Origin of the sequence: Pseudomonas sp. R37(2017) (assembly GCF_002113375.1) — a bacterium.
Classification (GTDB): domain Bacteria; phylum Pseudomonadota; class Gammaproteobacteria; order Pseudomonadales; family Pseudomonadaceae; genus Aquipseudomonas.
In genome coordinates this window covers 448,015-467,913 of sequence record NZ_NEHO01000003.1, presented here as the reverse complement: position 1 = coordinate 467,913, position 19,899 = coordinate 448,015, and the positions used below count along the sequence as shown (strand labels likewise).

General features: G+C 60.1%; 20 protein-coding genes. 13 read left to right on the top strand and 7 right to left on the bottom strand.

Translation table 11 applies throughout. The features are described 5' to 3' along the window. Positions 1-2: 2 nt before the first annotated feature. A complete protein-coding gene (locus CAG47_RS07935) occupies positions 3-1,793 on the bottom strand; it encodes a SulP family inorganic anion transporter (RefSeq protein WP_085724329.1) in 1,791 nt (596 codons plus the stop codon). 115 nt (positions 1,794-1,908) lie between these two features. On the opposite strand from CAG47_RS07935, the gene CAG47_RS07930 reads away from it, so the two are divergent. Both CAG47_RS07930 and CAG47_RS07925 read left to right on the top strand, forming a co-directional pair. Next, on the top strand, positions 1,909-2,874 hold the full coding sequence (locus CAG47_RS07930; protein ID WP_085724328.1) for a hypothetical protein: 966 nt from the start codon (positions 1,909-1,911) through the stop codon (positions 2,872-2,874). 122 nt (positions 2,875-2,996) lie between these two features. Then, entirely contained in the window at positions 2,997-3,314 is a 318-nt protein-coding gene (locus CAG47_RS07925; protein ID WP_085724327.1) for a helix-turn-helix transcriptional regulator, read from the top strand. Positions 3,315-3,456: 142 nt separating this feature from the next. Here the strand turns inward: CAG47_RS07925 and CAG47_RS07920 are convergent, their stop codons facing one another. Further along, positions 3,457-4,515, bottom strand: coding sequence for an MBL fold metallo-hydrolase (locus CAG47_RS07920; RefSeq protein WP_085724326.1), 1,059 nt, complete (start codon positions 4,513-4,515; stop codon positions 3,457-3,459). Positions 4,516-4,731: 216 nt separating this feature from the next. On the opposite strand from CAG47_RS07920, the gene CAG47_RS07915 reads away from it, so the two are divergent. Then, entirely contained in the window at positions 4,732-5,340 is a 609-nt protein-coding gene (locus CAG47_RS07915; RefSeq protein WP_085724325.1) for a TetR/AcrR family transcriptional regulator, read from the top strand. 158 nt (positions 5,341-5,498) lie between these two features. Beyond that, positions 5,499-6,566 carry a diguanylate cyclase gene (locus CAG47_RS07910; protein WP_085724351.1) on the top strand — a complete coding sequence of 356 codons (1,068 nt, stop codon included), beginning with the start codon at positions 5,499-5,501 and terminating at the stop codon, positions 6,564-6,566. 23 nt (positions 6,567-6,589) lie between these two features. Here the strand turns inward: CAG47_RS07910 and CAG47_RS07905 are convergent, their stop codons facing one another. Then, positions 6,590-7,531, bottom strand: a complete 942-nt coding sequence (locus CAG47_RS07905) for a LysR family transcriptional regulator (protein WP_085724350.1) — start codon at positions 7,529-7,531, stop codon at positions 6,590-6,592. Between the two features lie 15 nt (positions 7,532-7,546). Here CAG47_RS07905 and CAG47_RS07900 point away from each other — a divergent pair, with 15 nt between their 5' ends. Continuing rightward, a complete protein-coding gene (locus CAG47_RS07900) occupies positions 7,547-8,251 on the top strand; it encodes a CTP synthase (RefSeq protein ID WP_085724324.1) in 705 nt (234 codons plus the stop codon). Next, positions 8,251-8,574 carry an antibiotic biosynthesis monooxygenase gene (locus tag CAG47_RS07895; RefSeq protein ID WP_085724349.1) on the top strand — a complete coding sequence of 108 codons (324 nt, stop codon included), beginning with the start codon at positions 8,251-8,253 and terminating at the stop codon, positions 8,572-8,574. Before CAG47_RS07900 ends, CAG47_RS07895 begins: the two co-directional genes overlap by 1 nt. A gap of 110 nt (positions 8,575-8,684) precedes the next feature. Here the strand turns inward: CAG47_RS07895 and CAG47_RS07890 are convergent, their stop codons facing one another. Next, on the bottom strand, positions 8,685-9,011 hold the full coding sequence (locus CAG47_RS07890; protein WP_085724323.1) for a DUF2025 family protein: 327 nt from the start codon (positions 9,009-9,011) through the stop codon (positions 8,685-8,687). Between the two features lie 211 nt (positions 9,012-9,222). Between CAG47_RS07890 and CAG47_RS07885 the strand changes: the two genes are divergently transcribed. Then, the gene (locus tag CAG47_RS07885; protein WP_085724322.1) at positions 9,223-10,350 is read left to right on the top strand and encodes a glycerophosphodiester phosphodiesterase; all 1,128 of its coding nucleotides are present in this window, start codon (positions 9,223-9,225) and stop codon (positions 10,348-10,350) included. A 161-nt stretch (positions 10,351-10,511) separates the two neighbouring features. Then, a complete protein-coding gene (locus CAG47_RS07880) occupies positions 10,512-10,817 on the top strand; it encodes a PepSY domain-containing protein (RefSeq protein ID WP_085724321.1) in 306 nt (101 codons plus the stop codon). A gap of 53 nt (positions 10,818-10,870) precedes the next feature. On the opposite strand, the gene CAG47_RS07875 is transcribed toward CAG47_RS07880, so the two are convergent. Then, entirely contained in the window at positions 10,871-12,496 is a 1,626-nt protein-coding gene (locus tag CAG47_RS07875; protein WP_085724320.1) for a methyl-accepting chemotaxis protein, read from the bottom strand. 271 nt (positions 12,497-12,767) lie between these two features. On the opposite strand from CAG47_RS07875, the gene CAG47_RS07870 reads away from it, so the two are divergent. The 4 genes from CAG47_RS07870 to CAG47_RS07850 all read left to right on the top strand — a co-directional run bounded on the left by CAG47_RS07870 (position 12,768) and on the right by CAG47_RS07850 (position 17,445). Then, on the top strand, positions 12,768-13,790 hold the full coding sequence (locus CAG47_RS07870; protein WP_085724319.1) for a transporter: 1,023 nt from the start codon (positions 12,768-12,770) through the stop codon (positions 13,788-13,790). A gap of 239 nt (positions 13,791-14,029) precedes the next feature. Further along, complete coding sequence (locus tag CAG47_RS07860) at positions 14,030-15,643, top strand: inorganic phosphate transporter (RefSeq protein WP_085724317.1); 1,614 nt, start codon at positions 14,030-14,032, stop codon at positions 15,641-15,643. A gap of 216 nt (positions 15,644-15,859) precedes the next feature. Beyond that, complete coding sequence (locus tag CAG47_RS07855) at positions 15,860-16,726, top strand: hypothetical protein (RefSeq protein ID WP_085724316.1); 867 nt, start codon at positions 15,860-15,862, stop codon at positions 16,724-16,726. After that, on the top strand, positions 16,723-17,445 hold the full coding sequence (locus CAG47_RS07850) for a TylF/MycF/NovP-related O-methyltransferase (protein ID WP_085724315.1): 723 nt from the start codon (positions 16,723-16,725) through the stop codon (positions 17,443-17,445). The genes CAG47_RS07855 and CAG47_RS07850 overlap by 4 nt, the downstream gene beginning before the upstream one ends. Positions 17,446-17,552: 107 nt before the next feature. Here CAG47_RS07850 and CAG47_RS07845 read toward each other — a convergent pair whose 3' ends face one another. After that, a complete protein-coding gene (locus tag CAG47_RS07845; RefSeq protein WP_085724314.1) occupies positions 17,553-18,449 on the bottom strand; it encodes a LysR family transcriptional regulator in 897 nt (298 codons plus the stop codon). Between the two features lie 122 nt (positions 18,450-18,571). On the opposite strand from CAG47_RS07845, the gene CAG47_RS07840 reads away from it, so the two are divergent. Continuing rightward, a complete protein-coding gene (locus tag CAG47_RS07840) occupies positions 18,572-19,330 on the top strand; it encodes an SDR family NAD(P)-dependent oxidoreductase (protein WP_085724313.1) in 759 nt (252 codons plus the stop codon). 58 nt (positions 19,331-19,388) lie between these two features. Here the strand turns inward: CAG47_RS07840 and CAG47_RS07835 are convergent, their stop codons facing one another. After that, complete coding sequence (locus tag CAG47_RS07835; RefSeq protein WP_085724312.1) at positions 19,389-19,823, bottom strand: multidrug/biocide efflux PACE transporter; 435 nt, start codon at positions 19,821-19,823, stop codon at positions 19,389-19,391. Between the last annotated feature and the right edge of the window lie 76 nt (positions 19,824-19,899).

Below are 19,899 nucleotides of genomic sequence, written 5' to 3'. Positions count from 1 at the left end.
TTTCACGACAATCCTTTCCCTTGCTCTTCCCGCTCGTTGAAATCCACCTGAAAGTTCGCCACATAACTGTCCACAGCCGTCCCAATCGTCGGAAAAAACGCCGTTTCCCCCAAGCGCGCAAACAATCCGAACCGCTTGAGCTTGTCCTTGACCGGGTCCTTCATCTCGGCAATGCACAGTTCGATACCCGCCGCGTGCAGGGTGTCGTCCAGTTCGGCCAGCATGTCGGCGGAGGTCACGTCGACGCTGGTGACCGGCTCTGCAGCGACCACCAGCCAGCGCACCGGTGTGGGCGATGCCGCCACGGCGTCCAGCACGCGCTCGTTGAACAGCTCGGCATTGGCAAAAAACAAGGGCGCATCCCAGCGAAACAGGACCAGGCCGGGTAGCAGGCGCGCATCGGGGTAGCGTTTGATGTCGTGGTAACCCTTGACCTCATCAGTGCGGCCCAACACCGCGGAGTACGGGCGCCAGGCATCCCAGAGGAATTCGATGATCGCAATCACGATGGCCAGGCCGATGCCTTCGATCGCGCCGAACGCAGCCACGCCGACGGTGCAGACAATCGATAGCCAGCACTCCCAGCGTTGAATGCGATGGATCCGGCGCAGGTCGGCAATCTCGATCAGGCCGATGGCCGAGGCGATGACGACCGCCGCCAGGGCGCTGGACGGTAAATGTTGCAGCAGGTCCGGTGCCACCAGCAGCAACAAAGCCACAGCCAGTGCCCCGACGACGCCGGTCAACTGGGTTTTGGCGCCAGCGGCCTCGGCCACGGGCGTGCGGGACGAACTGCTGCTGATCGGGAAGCCCTGGAAAAACCCGGCCGCCAGATTGGCGATACCGAGGCCGACCATTTCCTGGTTCGGGTTGACGTACGTACGGGTCCGCGCCGCATAGACGCGGGAGAGCACGCTGGTGTCGGCGAACGAAACAAGTGCGACGGCGCAACCACCGATCAGCACCGGGACGATATCGGCAGTGGTGATCCAGGGGATGGCAAACCCGGGCAAACCCTGGGGGAGCGAACCGAGGACCTTCACATCGGCGCGTGTTGCAAGGTCGAATACACCCACGGCAATCGTGGCACCCGCCACGGCGATCAGGATCCCCGGCCATTGCGGTTTGCGCTTGAGCAGCAGGATCACCGCCAGGGTGAGCCCACCCACCATGAAGGCGGTCCAGTTGGCTTTGCCCTCCATCAGTGCCGTGGCGATGGACCATAGGTCTCTCAATGGGCCATCGGACTCAATCGAAAAACCGAACAGCTTGGGCAACTGGCTGATCAATACGGTCAGTGCGATGCCGTTCATGTAGCCGTAGCGGATCGGCTTGGACAGCAACTCGGTAATAAACCCCAGGCGCGCGATACCGGCCAGGATACACACCGCTCCCGAGACGATCGCCATCATCCCCGCCAGGGCGACGGCGCGCTGCGGGTCGCCAGCGGAGAGTGGCAGGATGACGGCAAGGATAACGGCCACCAGGGAGGAGTCCGGCCCCATCACCAGAATCCGGCTGGGGCCGAACAAGGCATAGAACAGCAGCGGAACGATCGTCGCGTAGAGGCCATAAATGCCGGGCACACCCGATGCCACCGCATAGGCGATACCGACGGGCACGAGCATCGTGGTCAGCACCAGGCCGGCCACGATGTCGTAACGCAGCCACGCCCATTGATACTCGCGCAACATGCCCAGTCCCGGCAGCCAACGACGCCAACCGGTCTGTTCATCCCGGCGGGCTATGCGGCCCGGCTCCGGGAGAGGGGGCGAAACATCCGAATAGCTCATACACCGCCCTCCTTGATGGGCCCTGCCAACTCAACGATATCGAGTGATCAGTGTAGCTATTGCTTCAAATCCGCCATCACTGGAAGCTGTTCACCTAAAGGACTTGGAACCCGACATGAAATTCGACCTCGCCTACTGCCTCAGCCTCAACGACAAGTTGTCGATCTACGACGTTCGGGATCTGAATTTCGACGAGACGATGGCGTTCGACTCCGCCCGGGAACATTTCCAATGCCCGAACGATAGCTGTCGCCAGGCCTTCGACGCGGCCAATGAGCTGGGCACGTTCAACGCCTGGAATGTGAATTACGTACGCACACCGCACTTCAAGAACTTGCCGAGTACGCGACATGTCGAGGGCTGCCCCTATGCCAGCGTGAAGACACCGGCGTCGGGTGTGGATGAGGCGGAAACGGATGACAACCGCGAGGAACATTTCCCGTCGGAATTGTTGCTGACTCGGCGTGAGTATGTGCGCCAGCCATCCAGTCCGAAAGTCGCGGCAGGCGGGGTGCGGGATGAGCCGCCAACGCCTTCGGTGACCAGCAATGGCGAGCAACCGGGCAGGGGATCGGCCCCGGACAAGACCAGCGTCTTCGCTCACCCGGTGGAGTGTTTCGTTTCAAACTTCGACGACAGGGATCTGCTCAAGCGCGTGCCGCTGAAGATTGGCGAGCACACCGCGCCTTACGGATCGTTTTTCAAGAAAATCGAGTATCTGCAAGACAACAAGGGGCTGATTTACTGGGGCAAGGTCAAGGAGATCAAGGACTACACCCAGAGCTTTCGCATCGATTTCGAGAAGAAGGTCTGGTTCGAGAAAAAGCCGTACTCGGTCAATGTCTACCTGAGCAAGAAGCTGATCGACAGCTACCGCAAGCGCAAGGCGTTCCTGGAGGAGATCAAGCACGCCATCGAGAGTGGGCGGACGTTGTATTGCTTCTTTTATGGGGTGACGCCCGAGTTGAAGCAGGTACCGAGCAAGAAAAACCCCGAGCAGACGTTCGGGGTGTTCAGCGCCAACATTGAAAACCTGGACCACTTTATTGTGCGCGAGGCGCCGGGGTTGGACGCTCAATAACGACAGACACCGTCCGTCTGCTTGAAAGCGCTATTCAAAAATTGCATTTGCTCCGGGCGCAAAACAACTGTACAAAAACACAGTATATTTTGAACCAACACTCTCGAGCCCGGAGAATACCCATGGCCTCTCAAGCGATGAAAATCACCCTGGAACGTATCGCCCTCTTCCAATTCACCCCGGCCCACTGTGCCCAGGCCCGAGCGATGCTGGGCTGGAGTGTGGAAGAGCTGTCGCGGGAGTCCCGAGTCTCGGTGAATGCCATCCAGCGTTTCGAGGCGCGCCAGGAAGTGCTGGATGTTACGCGCCTGGCGTTGGCCTATCGCTTCGAATCGGAGGGACTGGTGTTCTTTCCGGGGTTTGCACCGGGTCGGGGGATGAATGTGAAGGGGTCGACGCCGAATCCGGTGGGGCGGGCGGATTTTTCGATGGTGGAGTGACCCAGCTCATCGATTGACGATAAATACCCCTGTAGGAGCGAGCACGCTCGCGATGAACGACAGAACACCGCGGGGTATCAGGCCCCCAGCGCCATCGTTGACATCCATCGCGAGCATGCTCGCTCCTACAGGGCCCGTTACTCTACGCGTTCTGCACCGCTTCCCGACCACTCTCCCCTTCCACCGCCAGCCACCACGCCCCACCACGCTGCGGATGCATCAGGTTGAACGCCTCCCCCATCTGCGGTGTGGTGATCGATACGTTGCGTTCCCAGGCCAGGGCCAGGATGCGGTCGAAAGGTTCGTACCAGGCGTGCATCGACAGGTCGAAGGTGCCGTTGTGGATCGGCAGTAGCCAGCGACCCTTGAGATCGAGGTGGGCTTGCAGGGTTTGTTCGGGTTGCATGTGCACGTGTGGCCAGTCGACGTTGTAGGCGCCGGTTTCCATCAAGGTCAGGTCGAATGGGCCGTATTGCTCGCCGATGCGTTTGAAGCCATCGAAGTAACCGCTGTCGCCGCTGAAGAAAACGCGCGTGTCGCCGTCGATCATCACCCATGAGGCCCAGAGGGTGCTGTTGCCGTCGAACAGGCCACGGCCGGAAAAGTGCTGCGACGGGGTGGCGATGAACCGGATGCCATCGACGTCCGTGCCTTGCCACCAATCCAGTTGGCGAACCTTGCTGGCGTCGATGCCCCACTTGATCAGGGTGTCGCCTACGCCCAGCGGGGCAAGGAAGTGCCTGGTCTTGCCCGCGAGCTTCAGCACGGCCTGATGATCCAGGTGGTCGTAGTGATCGTGGGACAGGATCACCGCTTCGATCGGCGGCAACTCTTCCAGGCTGATCGGTGGCTGGTGGAAACGCTTGGGGCCGGCCCATTGCACAGGTGAGGCGCGTTCGGCGAAGACCGGGTCGGTGATCCAGAACTTATCGCGCAACTTCAGCAACACCGTGGAATGGCCCAGGCGATAGACACTGTGGTTCGGTGCAGCCATCAACGCGGCTTGAGTCAGGGCTTGCAGCGGGATTGGAGCGCTCGGGCGGGTGTTTTGCGGTTTGTGGAACAGCGCGTTCCACAGGATGCCCATGGTTTTGCCAAAGCTTAAACGTTGAACCGGCGTGAAGTTTTGATACTGCCCTTGAGCCTGTCGGGACGCTTCTGGTGTAGAGGCGGTGTCCGCCGAAGAGTTTGAATTGGCCATGACTGAATGACTCCAGAAAAACCGCGCATGACGCGGCTTTCCGCTTTGGGACGATAAATGGCCAAGGCACGCACGCATCAGCCGGACTTTCTATTTTTGCTGGGCAGGATTAACAAAACATTACACTGCACAGTGTAGTTTCTAGGTTGCATCAAAGTCGATGACAAGTAAACTGCCGAGTGTAACTCTCCCCCTTCTTTCTGCCGAAGCGTACTTATGACAGCTCCACAGCGCCTCACCGACCGAAAACGCCAAGCGATCATCCAGGCAGCGATCGACGAGTTCCGTGACAACGGTTTCGAGATCACCAGCATGGACAAGATTGCCGCCACTGCCGGGGTGTCGAAGCGCACGGTGTACAACCACTTCCCCAGCAAGGAAGAGTTGTTCGCCGAGATCCTCAATCAGTTATGGATTCGGGTGACGGCAGAACAGGAAACGTCCTACCGCCCCGACCAACCGTTGCGCGACCAGTTGCGCTCGCTGCTGGTGGCCAAACTGCAAATGTTGGGCGACGACAATCTGCTCGACCTGGCACGGGTCGCCATTGCGGCGACGATTCATTCACCGGAGCGGGCACGGGACATGGTGGCCCGAATGGGCGCGCGCGAGGAGGGGCTGACGGTGTGGATTCGGGCTGCTCAGGCCGATGGCCGATTGAAGCCCGTCGCCCCCGAATTCGCCGCTCAGCAGATCCATGGCCTGCTCAAGTCATTTGCCTTCTGGCCACAGATTTCCATGGGACAGCCAAGCTTGTCCGCCGAGGAGCAAAACACGGTGGCGGATTCCGCGCTGGACATGTTCCTGGCCTGTTACCAGCTCTAGATCAATTGCCTGGAGCACAACCCGGATTCAAATGGCTTCGAAGGACACTGATTATTCCGGCTGGAATAAATGACAATGTGCAGCGTTTTTTACCGGTGAACGGTAATTCTTAACCCCATGCAGTAAAGTGTTTCAGAATGAATCTGGCGCAGGGAATCATGGATAAACAACACGGCAAGGGTTTGTCATTTGCCAGACGCATCTACCTGCCTCGAGCCATAGGCTTGGGCATCGGCAGTTTCAGCGTGGCCGCTGCACTGTATCCGTTGCACCCGCCGGTCTGGGTCTGGGTTTTGTTGGCACTCAATGGTTTTGCCTGGCCGCATGTCGCTTATCAACTGTCGAGTCGCTCGGCTTTTCCCTACAAGGCCGAACGCCGCAATCTACTTTACGATTCGCTGTGCGGTGGCTTTTGGGTCGCGACGTTTCAGTTCAATCCGCTTTGCACCGTGACTATTCTGGCGATGATGGCGATGAACAATGTCGCCGCCGGTGGTCAACGGATGTTCCTGTTGGGCAGCCTGAGTCAAGCGGTGGGCGTGATGATTGCCTGGTCGCTGTTCGGCGCGGCACTCACCCTGTCGACCACGCAATTGCAGATGTGGGCGTGCTTGCCGATGCTGACGCTCTACCCGTTGGCGTTGGGCATGGTCTGCTACCAGTTGGCGATCAAGTTGTCGGAGCATAAACGTACGCTGAGCGCTTTGAGCCGCACCGACAGTTTGACCGGTCTGCTCAACCACGGTGCCTGGAAGGACTTGCTGCAACTGAAGTTTCGCGAATGCAGCCAGCGTCAGCAGCAGGCCGCAATCGCACTGATCGACATCGACCATTTCAAGGTCATCAATGACACCTACGGTCATATCATTGGCGACTCGGTGTTACGCCAGTTAAGCATCGAGCTCAAATGCAACCTGCGCGAAAGCGATCTGGCCGGGCGCTATGGGGGTGACGAGTTTTGCGTGATCCTGCCCAACATGCCACTCAATCAGGCCATGGACGTCATGGAGCGATTGCGCAAGGTGTCGCAAGACTATCGACATCGTGAAGTGCCCGAACTGCGGGTCAGCCTGAGTATCGGCCTGGCGGCTTACCAACCGTCGTTTACCGATGCGACGGCCTGGTTCGAAGACGCTGACAAAGCCCTGTACACCGCGAAGAACACCGGCCGCAACAAGGTCAGTGTCAACCCGGGCACCACCTGCCTGGAAACGTCGGCCGTATGATGCAATAGCTGGGCGATTGCGTTTCACGGCAGTTTCAGTGCCCGCCCCAACTCATCGAACAGCGTGACCACCGAGCGCAAGGCGCGGCAGTCGGGACGGGTCAGCAGCCACAGCGCGGTGTCGTATCCATGCAGAGGCTCGCCCAGCGGCCGTAATCCGTCGCCGATCAAAAAATCCGGCAACGCCGCGACACCCAGCCCCGCCCTGACCAACTCGGTAACCGACAGCATGCTGTTGCAGCGATAGCCCGGCGTTACGCCCGGCAAGGCCTGGCGACGCCAGGCAACGGTCGGGTGATCGGGCAGGAAGTCATCCGGGGCAATCCAGGTCAATGTAGCCAGGTCTGCACTGTTGACCGATTGCAGGTATCGCTCGCTGGCGCATACACGGTAAGAAATATCCGCCACTCGCCGACCCACCAAATGCTCCGGCGGCGTGCGCGTCAGGCGCAGGGCGATATCGGCATCCCGACGACTGAGATTGGCAAAATCATTGGACGTGCTGAGTTCGATGGTCAGCGCCGGATAGTTCGGCATGAACTGCGCCAGCGCCGGCAACAGCAAACCTTGCAGGACCGAGTCGGTGCAGGTCAGGCGCACGATGCCGCTGATCACTTCACCGCCCTGCTCCACACCGATGCGCGCCGCCTCCAGTGCCTGCTCGGCACGTTCGGCCTGTCCAGCCAGGGACTGCGCCAGGGTGGTGGGCAGGTAACCGGCGCGGCTTTTTTCGAACAGTTGCTGACCCAGTGCAGCCTCCAGCCGGCGCACCGCTCGAAACACCGTCGAGACATCCACCTTGAGCAGTTGCGCGGCGCGGGCCAGAGAGCCACCGCGTACCAGCGCGAGGATCAGGGCCAGGTCGGGATAGTCGAGTTGATAGTGCGTCGCTGCATTGATCACTTGGGAAAACGCCAATATTGAATGCGTGAACGCCAATCTATAGTGGGCACCAGGAATCAACAAGTGCAGAGGCCCCACATGGAAACCCGCCCGATTCGCATCGCCCTGATCGGTGATTACGACCCGCAAGTCACCGCCCACCAGGCCATTCCCGTCGCCCTGGAAAAGGCCGCCGAACACAGTGGTCGGAATGTGCAATGGCAATGGCTGGCCACCGATGAAATCCACCCCGAGTCACCGTTGCACACATTCGATGGCTTCTGGTGCGTACCGGCCAGCCCCTATCGCAGCGAGGACGGCGCATTGACGGCGATCCGTTTTGCCCGCGAGCAACGACGAGCTTTCCTCGGCACCTGCGGTGGTTTTCAACACGCGGTGCTGGAATATGCGCGCAATGTGCTGGGCTGGTCGGATGCCGAACACGGCGAGACTTCACCCGATGCAACTCGGGCGCTGCTGACACCGCTGACGTGCGCGCTGGTGGAGGCGGTCGACAGCATTTATTTGGATGAAGGTTCGTTGATTGCCCGGGCGTACGAAAGCTCCGAGATTCGTGAAGGCTATCGCTGTCGTTATGGGGTCAATCGACAATTCGAAGGGGAGCTGCTCAAGGGCGAACTGCACGCCGTCGGTCACGATGCCGAACAGGGACTGCGCGTGGTCGAACTCAGCGGTCATCCGTTCTTTGTCGCGACCTTGTTCCAACCCGAGCGAGCGGCGCTCAAAGGCATCTTGCCGCCGTTGGTGGGCGCCTTTGTCGAAGCCTGTGCGGGGCAATCATGATAATTGCCGATACGCCAGCTGCGCCCTATTACACGGTGATCTTCACCTCGGTGCGCACTGAGGGTGACCAGGGTTACGCCGAAGCGGCCGCAAGGATGCTGGAGCTGGCCAGTGAGCAGCCGGGGTTTCTCGGGGTGGAATCGGCTCGGGGCGAGGATGGGCTGGGAATAACCGTGTCGTACTGGGCCAGTGAAGCGGCGATTCTGGCGTGGAAAAACCATCCGGAGCACACAGCCATTCGCGAACGTGGGCGCTCGACCTGGTATGCGCGGTGTCATACGCGGGTGTGCAGGGTTGAGCGGGCCTACGGGTTCAGCCTGTAAATGATGCGGTCTTCGCGAGCAGGCTCGCTCCCACAGTGATTTGTGTACGCCCAAGATCCTGTGGGAGCGAGCCTGCTCGCGAAGAGGCCGGTCAAGTCAACGCAAAACCATCACCCATGAACCAAACGGCGAACCGCTGAAATCTCCAGCACCTCCACCCGACTCATGTAAACCCGCAACGGTTCGGTGATATTGATCCGCTCATCGATGTTCTGGTCCAGCAGCAACTGAATCAATTCGCGCTTGAGCGTCATGGCCTGCCCGGGGCCAGTCGCCCAGACAAATTCGCTGGCCGGGATGATGCCGTCGTCCGCCACGTCCATGCCGAACGAGTCTTCACTGAAGCGCACGATGTAGTGGCCGGTCTTGCGGTTCAGGCCGACGAAGCCTTTGAGTTGGTCGGCGGCCCGGCAGATGAGCTGGGAAGTGATGCGCATGGTAAACCCCGCATAGGTGATCGTTGGTTTACACGCAGGGCCTGCGCTTCCCTCTGCCGGGGAAATGGCAGGGCCCCAGCGTACTGCAAACGGGTGCACAAAAACGCTGACGAAAATCAGCTTCAGGCAGGTTTGTGTCGGTCTGGCGATAGCGCCTGCAAAGATGAGTTGTTAAAAGGGACCGCTCATTCATTGCGAAAGGAACTCGAACATGCCCGCAACCTTGACTAAAAGTGCCCTGTTACTGAGCCTGTTGCTGGGTCTCGGCCAGGCACAGGCCGCCAGCGAACCCGGCCCCGTGGCGCTGGCGAGCCGTTTGGGCATTCCACATCCAGCGGTGATCGCCCACCGTGGCGCGTCTTTCGATGCGCCGGAATCCACCGCCGCCGCTTACAAGACTGCCCGCGACCTGGGCGCCGATTACTTGGAAATGGATTTGCAGCGCAGCAAGGATGGCGTGCTGTTTGTCCTGCACGACAACAACCTGCAACGCACCACCGACGTCGCCAGCAAATTTCCCGAACGCAAGGACAGCCCGGCCAATGCGTTCACCATGGCCGAACTGAAAACCCTGGATGCGGGCAGCTGGTTCAATGCCGCATACCCCGATCGCGCGCGACCTGCCTTCGCCGGCCTGAAGATTCTGACCCTTGATGAAGTCATCGACATTGCCGAGGGCAATGCGCTGCACAAGCCTGGCCTGTACATCGAGACCAAGGAGCCGAAGCAGTTTCCCGGCATCGAACACGACCTCAAGGTAAAACTCCAGGACCGTGGCTGGCTGAGCCAGGCCGATTCGAAACCGGCGAATGGCGAGCTGGCGGTCGGCCAGGGTAAAGGCAAGGTGGTCCTGCAGACCTTCGAGAAGAGCAGCCTCGAACTGCTGCAAAAGGAAATGCCGACGGTGCCCCGGATCCTGCTGTTGTGGGTCGGTGAAGGCAGTATCGAACCCAAGTCCAGGGTGACCTTCGCCGACTCCGGCGAGAAGGATAAAGCCGTCTACTACGCCAAACAGGAACCGAAGGACAAGGCCGAATTCCAGCGCTGGATCGACTACGCCAAGGCCCAGGGCGCCATCGGTACCGGCCCGTCCGCCGCACTGACGCGGGGTGGCGACCAGAGTTACTCGGATCTGGTGCAACCGTGGATGAACCAGTACACCCACGATCAGGGCCTGCTGGTGCACGTCTACACCATCGACGATGCGGTGGACTACCAGAAAGTCATGGACGCCGGGGTCGACGGCATTTTCACCAATTGCGCCAGCGAGTTGTTGAAGTTCTATAAACGTCCGGCGCCGGCGAGTGTCGATCAAGTGTTGAAGAACAACGGCTATTGAGCCTGAGTTGTCACAGCACCGAGGTGCCTGTTTCGCGAGCAGGCTCGCTCCTACAAGGTTGTGCAAACCCTGATCCGGATCAGGCCAGGGTTTTAAGGGTGGATTAAGTTACACAGGTTAACCTGATCTCACTTGAACAGATCACCCAAGGACAGAAGCCCATGAAGACCCTGACCGCTTTGTTTACCGCTGCAACCCTGATGCTCACCGCAGGCCTGGCCCAGGCCGATGTCCGGGTCGATGAGATCCCGCAACTGGTCAAGGATGGCAAGATCAAGCCGCTGGAAGATCTGAACAGGATTGCGCTGGATCTGCATCCGGGCGCAACGATTACCAAAACCGAACTGGATAACCACTTCAACGGTTACGAGTACGAAATCGAACTGCGTGACGCCAGCAACGTCGAGTGGGACGTGGACATCGATGCCTCCAATGGCAAGGTCCTGAAAAACAAACAGGACACCTGATCGCACAAAAGCCGCACGATCGAGAGGTCGTGCGGCTTTTGTACATCCTGGAATCAAGCGCTCAGGCGCGCCGTCACCTCGTTCAATTGCCCCGACAAGCCATGCAGGTTGCTGCTGGCCGCTTCGGTGCGTTGCACATTGTCCAGGTTGGTGCTGGCGATGCTGGTGATCTCGGTGAGGTTGCGCGAGATGTCTTCGGCCACCGAAGTTTGCTCTTCAGCGGCAGTGGCGATCTGACGATTCATGTCGCGGATGGCTTCCACGGCCAGGGTGATGCGTTCGAGCATGGCGCCGGCCTCGGTCACTTGCTGCACGCTCAGTTCGCTGCGCGACTGACCGCTTTCAATGGCCTGGGCTGCTTCCACCGCACCGGTCTGCACGGTCTGGATGATCTGGTTGATCTCGATGATCGACGCCGCCGTGCGCTGGGCCAGGCTGCGCACTTCGTCGGCCACCACGGCGAATCCGCGTCCGGCTTCACCGGCGCGCGCGGCTTCGATGGCCGCGTTGAGCGCCAGCAGGTTGGTCTGCTCGGCGATGCCGCGAATCACCTCCAGCACTTTGCCAATGCGCCCGCTGTCGGTTTCCAACTGGCGGATGACCGTGGCGGTGTTGGCGATTTCGCCGCGCATTTGCGTGATGGTGTGGATGGTGCCCTGCATGACTTTTTCGCCCTGCTGGGCAGACTGGTCGGCATCGTCGGCGGCCCGCGCCGCTTCGGCGGCATGACGGGCGACTTCCTGCGCGGTCGCGGACATTTCGTTCATCGCCGTGGCGACCTGATCGGTGCGGCTGAACTGCTCGTTGGTACCGCCGGCCATCACGGTGGCGATCGAGTTCAGCTCACCGCTGGCGCTGTCCAGGTCCGACGCGCTGCGCTGCAAACGGCTGAAGGTTTCGGCGATAAAATCGCGCAGGGTGTTGGCGGCCATCGCCAGTTTGCCCAACTCGTCCTGACGGGTGCTCGCCACGCGCTCGGCAAAACGCCCCTGACTGAGTTGCGCCACGTACTCGATCAGTTTGCGGATCGGCTCGACCAGGTTGCGATTGACCAGCCACAGGCTCAGCAAGCCGATCAGCCCCCCGGAAACCAGCATCACGATCACCCCCAGCAACACCGTGCGTTCGGCACTGGCACTGATCAATGTCGATTGTTCGGCGCCCTGCTTGCGCAACTCGCTGACCAGTTCGCTCATTTGATCGCTGGTGGCGCGGTCCACGCCCTTGACCGCGGCGTCGCCCGCCGTCGGATCGCCACCGCTGGCCACGAACGCGTCGCGGCCCTTCTGATAGGCCGTGCCCAACTGGCGATGTTCGTCACGCAAGCGCTCGATGCGGCTCTTGAGTGGCGGCTCGATGCCCTTTTGCGCGACCAATTCGCCGAGGATGTTTTGCACATCGCGCTGGCGGTCTTCGAATTGCCCCCAGTACTTGCTCAAGTCCGCCGGTTGCTTGCCGCGCAACAAAACGTTTTTCCACTCCTGCACCTGCACCTTGAATTGCAGGTTGGCTTCATCGATCAATTGCGAGGTATGAAGCGGGCCTTCGATCAGATTGGCGTAGTTCTGCACGCCGCTGGACAGGAAATGAAAGCACGCCAGGGCAATCAACAGCATCGCCAGCAGGCTACCGCTCAGCAGGGCAAGAATTTGCGCTCTCAAGGACTTTTGCAAAAGCATTGGATGTACTCATGGCAGGAATGAGGCACGCCCGCAAAGGCGTGAAAGGTGTCCGGACATCCTTGTCTGCGGTCCCGGCTGATCACCGGCGGCGCGCAACTTGACCCAAGCGTGATCGGCGTGCCAGAGCGGTTCTTGAGAAAATACCGACCGTCGGTAGGAAAATTTTTTGCGTTATTTTCCCGTCACAAAAACGTCATCTCGCCTTGCGATGATGCCGCTCAAGTGAACCTGCAAAACCTGCGACAGGCGTCTCACCTTGCGAGCCCTCATGAACCACAGCATCGATCACAGTCATCGCGACACGGATCTGTTCGGCCTGCTTTACGGTTTCAGTTTTCGCCCCGGTGAACCCGGTCGGGAAATCAACTCCGCCGAAGCCTTGCAGTACCTGCGACAACCGCAGAGCGACGAGCAATTTCTCTGGCTGCACCTGAACCTGGCCCACGCCGCGTGTGAACGCTGGATGAAAAGCCATCTGGCGTTGCCCGAAGAGTTTTTCGAAGCGCTGCACGAAGGGTCGCGTTCGACGCGCATCGAACATGTCGACTCCGCGTTGCTGGCGGTGGTCAACGACGTGGTGTTCAACCTCAGCAACATGGTTTCGTCGGATGTTTCGACGCTGTGGGTGTGCGCCCGCAGCCGGCTGCTCATCAGTGCCCGCCTGCAACCGCTGCACTCCGTGGACAAATTGCGTTCCTCGGTGAAGGCCCGGGAATGCTTCCGTTCCCCGCTGGAATTGCTGGTGCATCTGCTGCGTGACCAGGGTGAAGTGCTGACCCAGATCGTGCGCAGGACCAGCCAGAGCGTGGACCAGATCGAAGACGAATTGCTCTCTTCGCGCCTGTCGACCAACCGCGCCGAGCTGGGTGCCAATCGCCGGGTGCTGGTGCGTTTGCAACGCCTGCTGGCGCTTGAGCCAGGCTCATTGCTGCGCCTGCTCAATCGGCCGCCGCAATGGCTGCAAAAGGAAGACGTCAAGGAGCTGCGCAAATCCACCGAAGAGTTTGCGCTGATCATCAACGACCTCACGGCACTGGGTGAGCGGATCAAACTGTTGCAGGAAGAGATCGCCGCCAACATCAACGAACAGACCAACCGCACGCTGTTCACCCTGACGGTCGTGACGGTGCTGGCACTGCCGATCAACATCATTGCCGGCTTCTTTGGCATGAACGTCGGCGGCATCCCCCTGGCCGGTGATCCGGAGGGTTTCTGGATCCTGGTGGCGCTGGTCGCGAGCTTTACCGTGATTGCCGGGCGCTGGGCGTTTCGCAAGCAGCGGGACTATTGAACATCCCTGAAATCCCTGTAATCCCTGTAGGAGCGAGCACGCTCGCGATGGTCGCCAACGATAACGCTGGCGGCCAGACACCCCGCGGTGCTCTCGAGTTCATCGCGAGCATGCTCGCTCCTACAAAGAAGCAGACCATCGATTTGTGCAAAAAAAACCAAACACTGACCCAGAGCACTTTTCCTGTATCCATTGACCACGATCATCACGGTACACCTCCCTTTTCAGGAATGTCCGTGATGGCTACACCCTCCTTCACCGCCGCCCAGGCACCTGCCAGTAGCGCCAAACCGCAACTCGACAAGAAGCCCGGCCTGATCACCATCGTGATGTTTTTTGCCGTGCTGGCCATCGGCTTGCTGTTTACCGCCTACAGCCTGATGCGCGACGTGAACGCACTCGGCACGCTGGTCATCACCTGGACGCCATTCCTGCTGCTGGGCGTGGCGCTGTTGATCGCCCTGGGCTTTGAGTTCGTCAATGGCTTCCATGACACCGCCAACGCGGTGGCCACGGTGATCTACACCCACTCGCTGCCACCGAACGTGGCGGTGGTCTGGTCCGGTTTTTTCAATTTCCTCGGGGTACTGCTGTCCAGCGGCGCGGTGGCGTTCGGCATCATCGCCCTGCTGCCGGTGGAACTGATCCTGCAAGTCGGCTCGTCCGCCGGTTTCGCGATGATCTTCGCCCTGTTGATCGCCGCGATCCTGTGGAACCTCGGCACCTGGTGGCTGGGCCTGCCGGCGTCGTCATCGCACACCCTGATCGGTTCGATCATCGGCGTTGGCGTGGCCAACGCCCTGATGCACGGCCGCGACGGCACCAGCGGCGTGGACTGGGCACAAGCCACCAAGATCGGTTACGCGCTGCTGCTCTCGCCCATGGTCGGCTTCGGCTGCGCCGCACTGCTGTTGCTGGCCCTGCGCGCGTTCGTCAAGAATCGTGCGCTGTACAAGGAGCCAAAGGGTGAGACGCCGCCGCCATGGTGGATTCGCGGTCTGTTGATCGCGACCTGTACCGGTGTGTCGTTTGCCCACGGCTCCAACGACGGTCAGAAAGGCATGGGCCTGATCATGCTGATTCTGGTGGGCACGCTGCCAATGGCTTACGCATTGAACCGCACCATGCCGGCCGATCAGGCCTTGCAGTTCGCTGCGGTGGCCGAAGTCACCCAGCAAGCGTTGCTCAAGGCTGCACCTCTGCCAGCGCCGGCCGACCCACGTCCGATCCTGTCCGAATACGTGCACAGCAAGGAAGCGACCCCGCAACTGGTGCCGGCGCTCGCTGCACTGACCGGCAGTATCGGCGCCCAGGTCAAGGGTTACGGTTCACTGTCGAAAGTCCCGGCCGAGGCTGTGGGCAACGTGCGTAACGACATGTACCTGACCAGCGAAACCATTCGCCTGATGGACAAGAACAAGGTCGGCAACTTCGATGCCGACACCAGCGGCAAGCTGCAACTGTTCAAGCAACAGATCGACAACTCCACGCGATTCATTCCACTGTGGGTGAAGATCGCCGTGGCCATCGCCCTGGGCCTTGGCACCATGGTCGGCTGGAAGCGCATCGTGGTGACCGTCGGCGAGAAAATCGGCAAGTCCCACCTGACCTACGCCCAGGGCGCCTCGGCAGAAACCGTGGCGATGCTGACCATCGGCGCCGCCGACATTTTCGGCCTGCCGGTGTCGACCACTCACGTGCTGTCTTCGGGCGTGGCCGGGACCATGGTTGCCAACGGTGGCGGCCTGCAGATGAAGACCATCTGCAACCTGCTGATGGCCTGGGTGCTGACCTTGCCGGCGGCGATCCTGTTGTCGGGCAGTTTGTACTGGCTGTTCACCCAACTGTTCTGAATGCAGGAGCGGGCTTGCTCCCGCAGATAAAAAGCCCAAGGTCGCAGCCAAACATCCCGGCGGGTTTCCCGTCGGGATTTTTTCGTCCAGCGGCACGGCATTTGCTCGTGAACTCAAGGGCTTGCGCTTTATTGACGCTCCACATGTCCGGCCGCCCTTCAGTTTGTCAGCGTGGTGCCGACTCATAAGACACTCGATGTATTCAGGAGAGGAACCGTGAATCTGTACATCAATCAGCTGCAACAGAAAGCTGACTTCAAAGAAGCCATTTATGCGGGCGATATTTTCCTGAACACGCAGTTACTCGCCGCTAAAGAACTCTGCGCGTTCGCGCAGGAAAGCATCACGCTCGCCTTCGACGGCGAAACCAACCACCAGGCGCTGCACACGATGATGCCGGTGGAAGAGTTCGTGGTGCTGGTGACTCGCCTCAAGGGTCAGTTCACCAACAGCCTGCGTGCCAAGGAGCTGATCCGCAGCTTCACCGACGAAATCGGTGCCGCTCCCGAGGAATTCATTTTCGACGTACCGCGCATCCGTGTCGTGCCCAACTACGACTACCTGCACGCCGGCGTCAGCTATGCCTACAAGCCCCATCGCGATACCTGGTACGGCGGTGTCGACTGCCAGATCAACACCTGGATGCCGGTCTACACGATCCAGCCTGACCAGACCATGATGATCAACCCGGCCTATTTCGACGTTCCGGTGAAAAACACCTCGGCGCAGTGGAGCCTGTCTGACTGGATCGACGTGCAACGCCAGCGCGCCAAGGACAACGTCAAGGAAGAAGCGCGCCAACACCCGGTGCCCACCGAAGCGATCAACAGCGCTTCCGAACTGCGCATCGCCGGCAACACCGCCGAGATGCTGGTGTTCTCGGGTTCGCACCTGCACGGCACCGTGCCCAACTACACGCAACAAACCCGCTTCAGTGTGGACTTTCGCCTGATGCACCTCGACGACCTCAAGCAGCAGCGCGGCGCGATCAACGTCGACAGCGCCTGCCCGGATGTCGGCGCCGGCTTCAAAGACTACTTCCACGCCCACGACTTTTCGAATTTCCGAGGAATCCCGCAATGACCAAGCGCCGCATCACACCCGCCGAGGCCCAGTACAACGAAACCCGTTCCAACGTCCTGAAACGGGTCGATGCCGAATACGTGGCCGACGCTCCGTTCGTCTTCGCCAACCGCATTGGCGTGACCGCCGCGTTGTCGCGCATGGAGCTGTTCAAGAAGGTTGCAGAAGTACCGGGCGCGATCATTGAGTGCGGCGTGTACAAGGGCAACTCGTTGATGCTCTACATGCACTTGTCGATGATTCTCGAGCCGTATGCGATCAACCGCTCGATCGTGGGTTTCGACACCTTTGAAGGCTTCCAGAGCATCGACAAGAAAGAAGACCCGGCCGACGTCAACGAGACCATGTTCGCCGACACCGACCAGTCGCTGATCCAGGACATGATCGACGCCAACGACCTGTTGCGCCCGGTCAACCGCATCCCACGCTGCGAGCTGGTCAAGGGCGACATCGTCAAGACCGTGCCAGAGTGGGTCAAGACCCGCCCGGATCTGGTCGTGGCCATGCTGATCCTCGACACCGACCTGTACGAGTCGACCAAAGTCGCGCTGGAAACCTTCCTGCCTTACATGCCCAAAGGCGCGATCGTGGTACTCGACGAAGTCGCCTACCGCAACTTCCCGGGCGAAACCAAGGCCCTGCGCGAAGTGCTCGACCTGAACAAGATCGAACTCAAGCGCCTGCCGTTCGATTCGTGCGTGGGTTACTTCCACGTCTGACGGTAACGGCGCAAGACCTGTAGGAGCGAGCATGCTCGCGATAGCGGTGGTCCAGTCAACAGTGATGTTGAATGATCGCGAGCATGCTCGCTCCTACAGGGGCCGGGTCAGACTTGCGCGCGGATCACCTCCCCCAGCCAATCCATGAACACCCTCACCCGCAACGGCAAATGCCGTTGCCTTGCATAGAGCAGCGACACCTCCATGGACGGCGCGTTGAATGCCGGCAACACCTCGACCAATTCACCGCTTTGCAGGTATTGCCGCATGCCCATCCTGGGTGCCTGAATCAGGCCAAAACCACCCAGGCAGGCGGCCTCGTAGGCATCGGTGCTGTTGACCGTGACACTGCCGGCCATCGGCAGTCGCTGCACCTGCCCCTCGTCGACATACACAAACCCTTCCGAACGCCCGCCCAGTACGCCGACGTAGTGCACCAGCCGATGTTGCGCCAGATCGTCCAGCCGGCCGGGCATGCCATGGCGCTGCAAATACGCCGGGCTGGCGCAGTTGACCATGGTGAAGTCACACAGGTGTCGCGCCACCACCGATTGGTCCGGTTGAGCGCCGATGCGCAGCACGCAATCGAAGCCTTCGGCGAGCAGATCGACACGGCGGTCGGTACTGCTGATTTCCAGTTCAAGCAACGGATGTTGCGCCATGAACTGCGGCAAACGTGGCATCACCACGCGACGAGCGAGAATGTTCGGCAGGTCGATGCGAATCCGCCCGACCAGCGACGCCTCGTCCTGGCGAAACAAACCCTCGATTTCGTCCATGTGCGACAGCAGGTCCTTGCTGCGCTCATACAACACCAGGCCATCCTGGGTCGCCTGTACCTTGCGCGTGGTGCGTTGCAACAGCCGGGTGCCCAGCAATGCCTCCAGGGCCTGCACATGCTCGGACACCGTTGAACGAGGCAGGCCCAGGCTTTCTCCGGCCAGGGTGAAACTCGACATCTCGCTGACCCGGACAAAGGTGCGCAACAGTTCCAGTTTATTCATCGGCCCGCTCTTATATTGTTCGGTTTATCCGACCAGTGATTCCGGTTTCACTCTGTTTATCACCACCAAGCGGATAAATAAACTTCCTCGCATCCACCGCCCACTGCACTTGAGGAAGTCCCATGAACCGTAAAATCGCACTGATCACCGGCGCCAGCCGCGGCCTCGGCAAAAACGCAGCCCTGCATCTGGTCGCCCAGGGCATCGACATCATCGGTACCTACAACAGCCGCGCCGATGAGGCGCAGGCACTGGTGGCCGAGATTGAAAGCCTGGGCGGCCGCGCCGTCATGTTGCAACTGGACGTCGCCCGCAGCGAGGGTTTCGGCGCCTTCGCAAGCGAAGTGGCGAAAGTCTTGCAGAACCAATTCCAGCGCGAACGCTTCGAATTTCTGGTCAACAACGCCGGGATCGGCCTGCACGCCAACTTCGTCGACACCACCGTCGAACAGTTCGACCTGTTGGTGAACATCCACTTCAAGGGGCCGTTTTTCCTCACGCAGGCGCTGTTGCCGTTGCTCAATGACGGCGGGCGCATCGTCAACATTTCCAGTGGTCTGGCCCGCTTCAGCCTGCCGGGCCACAGCGCCTACGCGGCGATGAAAGGTGCGATGGAAGTGCTGACCCGCTACCAGGCCAAGGAACTCGGCGCACGCAATATCGCCGTGAACATCCTGGCACCGGGGGCGATTGAAACGGATTTCAGCGGCGGCGCCGTGCGCGACAACCCCGAGTTGAACACGCTGGTGGCGAACAACACCGCCCTGGGTCGCGCCGGTTTGCCGGACGACATCGGCGCCGCGATTGCGCTGCTGCTGGCGCCGGGCAGCCAGTGGATCAACGGCCAGCGCATCGAGGCGTCGGGGGGGATGTTTCTGTAAATCGCCCTGTGGCGAGGGAGCTTGCTCCCTCGCCACAAAAGACTGGCTCCAACGCTGTTCAGCAAGCCTGACGAGTCATCACCATCCGCTCGCGAACCACGTCATACACCCAGTGGTAGATATAGGTGTACGGCAGGAAGAACAGCAGCACGCCGATATCCAGCACGAACGCCTGCCACAGGCTGATGTTCAGCCACCAGGCGATCAGCGGCACGCCAAGCGCGACCAGCCCACCTTCGAACATCAGCGCATGCACCACGCGAACCCAGGCGTTGTGCGCAATGCCGAGGCGCTTGAGCGCACGGTCGAACATACCGTTGAAAAACACGTTCCAGGCCAGGGCCAGGACAGCCATGGCGAGGGTGACCGCGCCCATGTCCAGCATCGGTTTATCCATGATCCAGGCCAACAACGGGGTACAGATCAGGATGGCCAGCAGTTCGAAACCGATGGCTTGGAAAATACGTTCGACTATGGACTTGTTGGCGCTCATGGCCGAGCTCCCTTGAGTGACTGTGGTTGCCATGATCTGACATCGAACCGATACTTCATAACCAATAACCATCGAT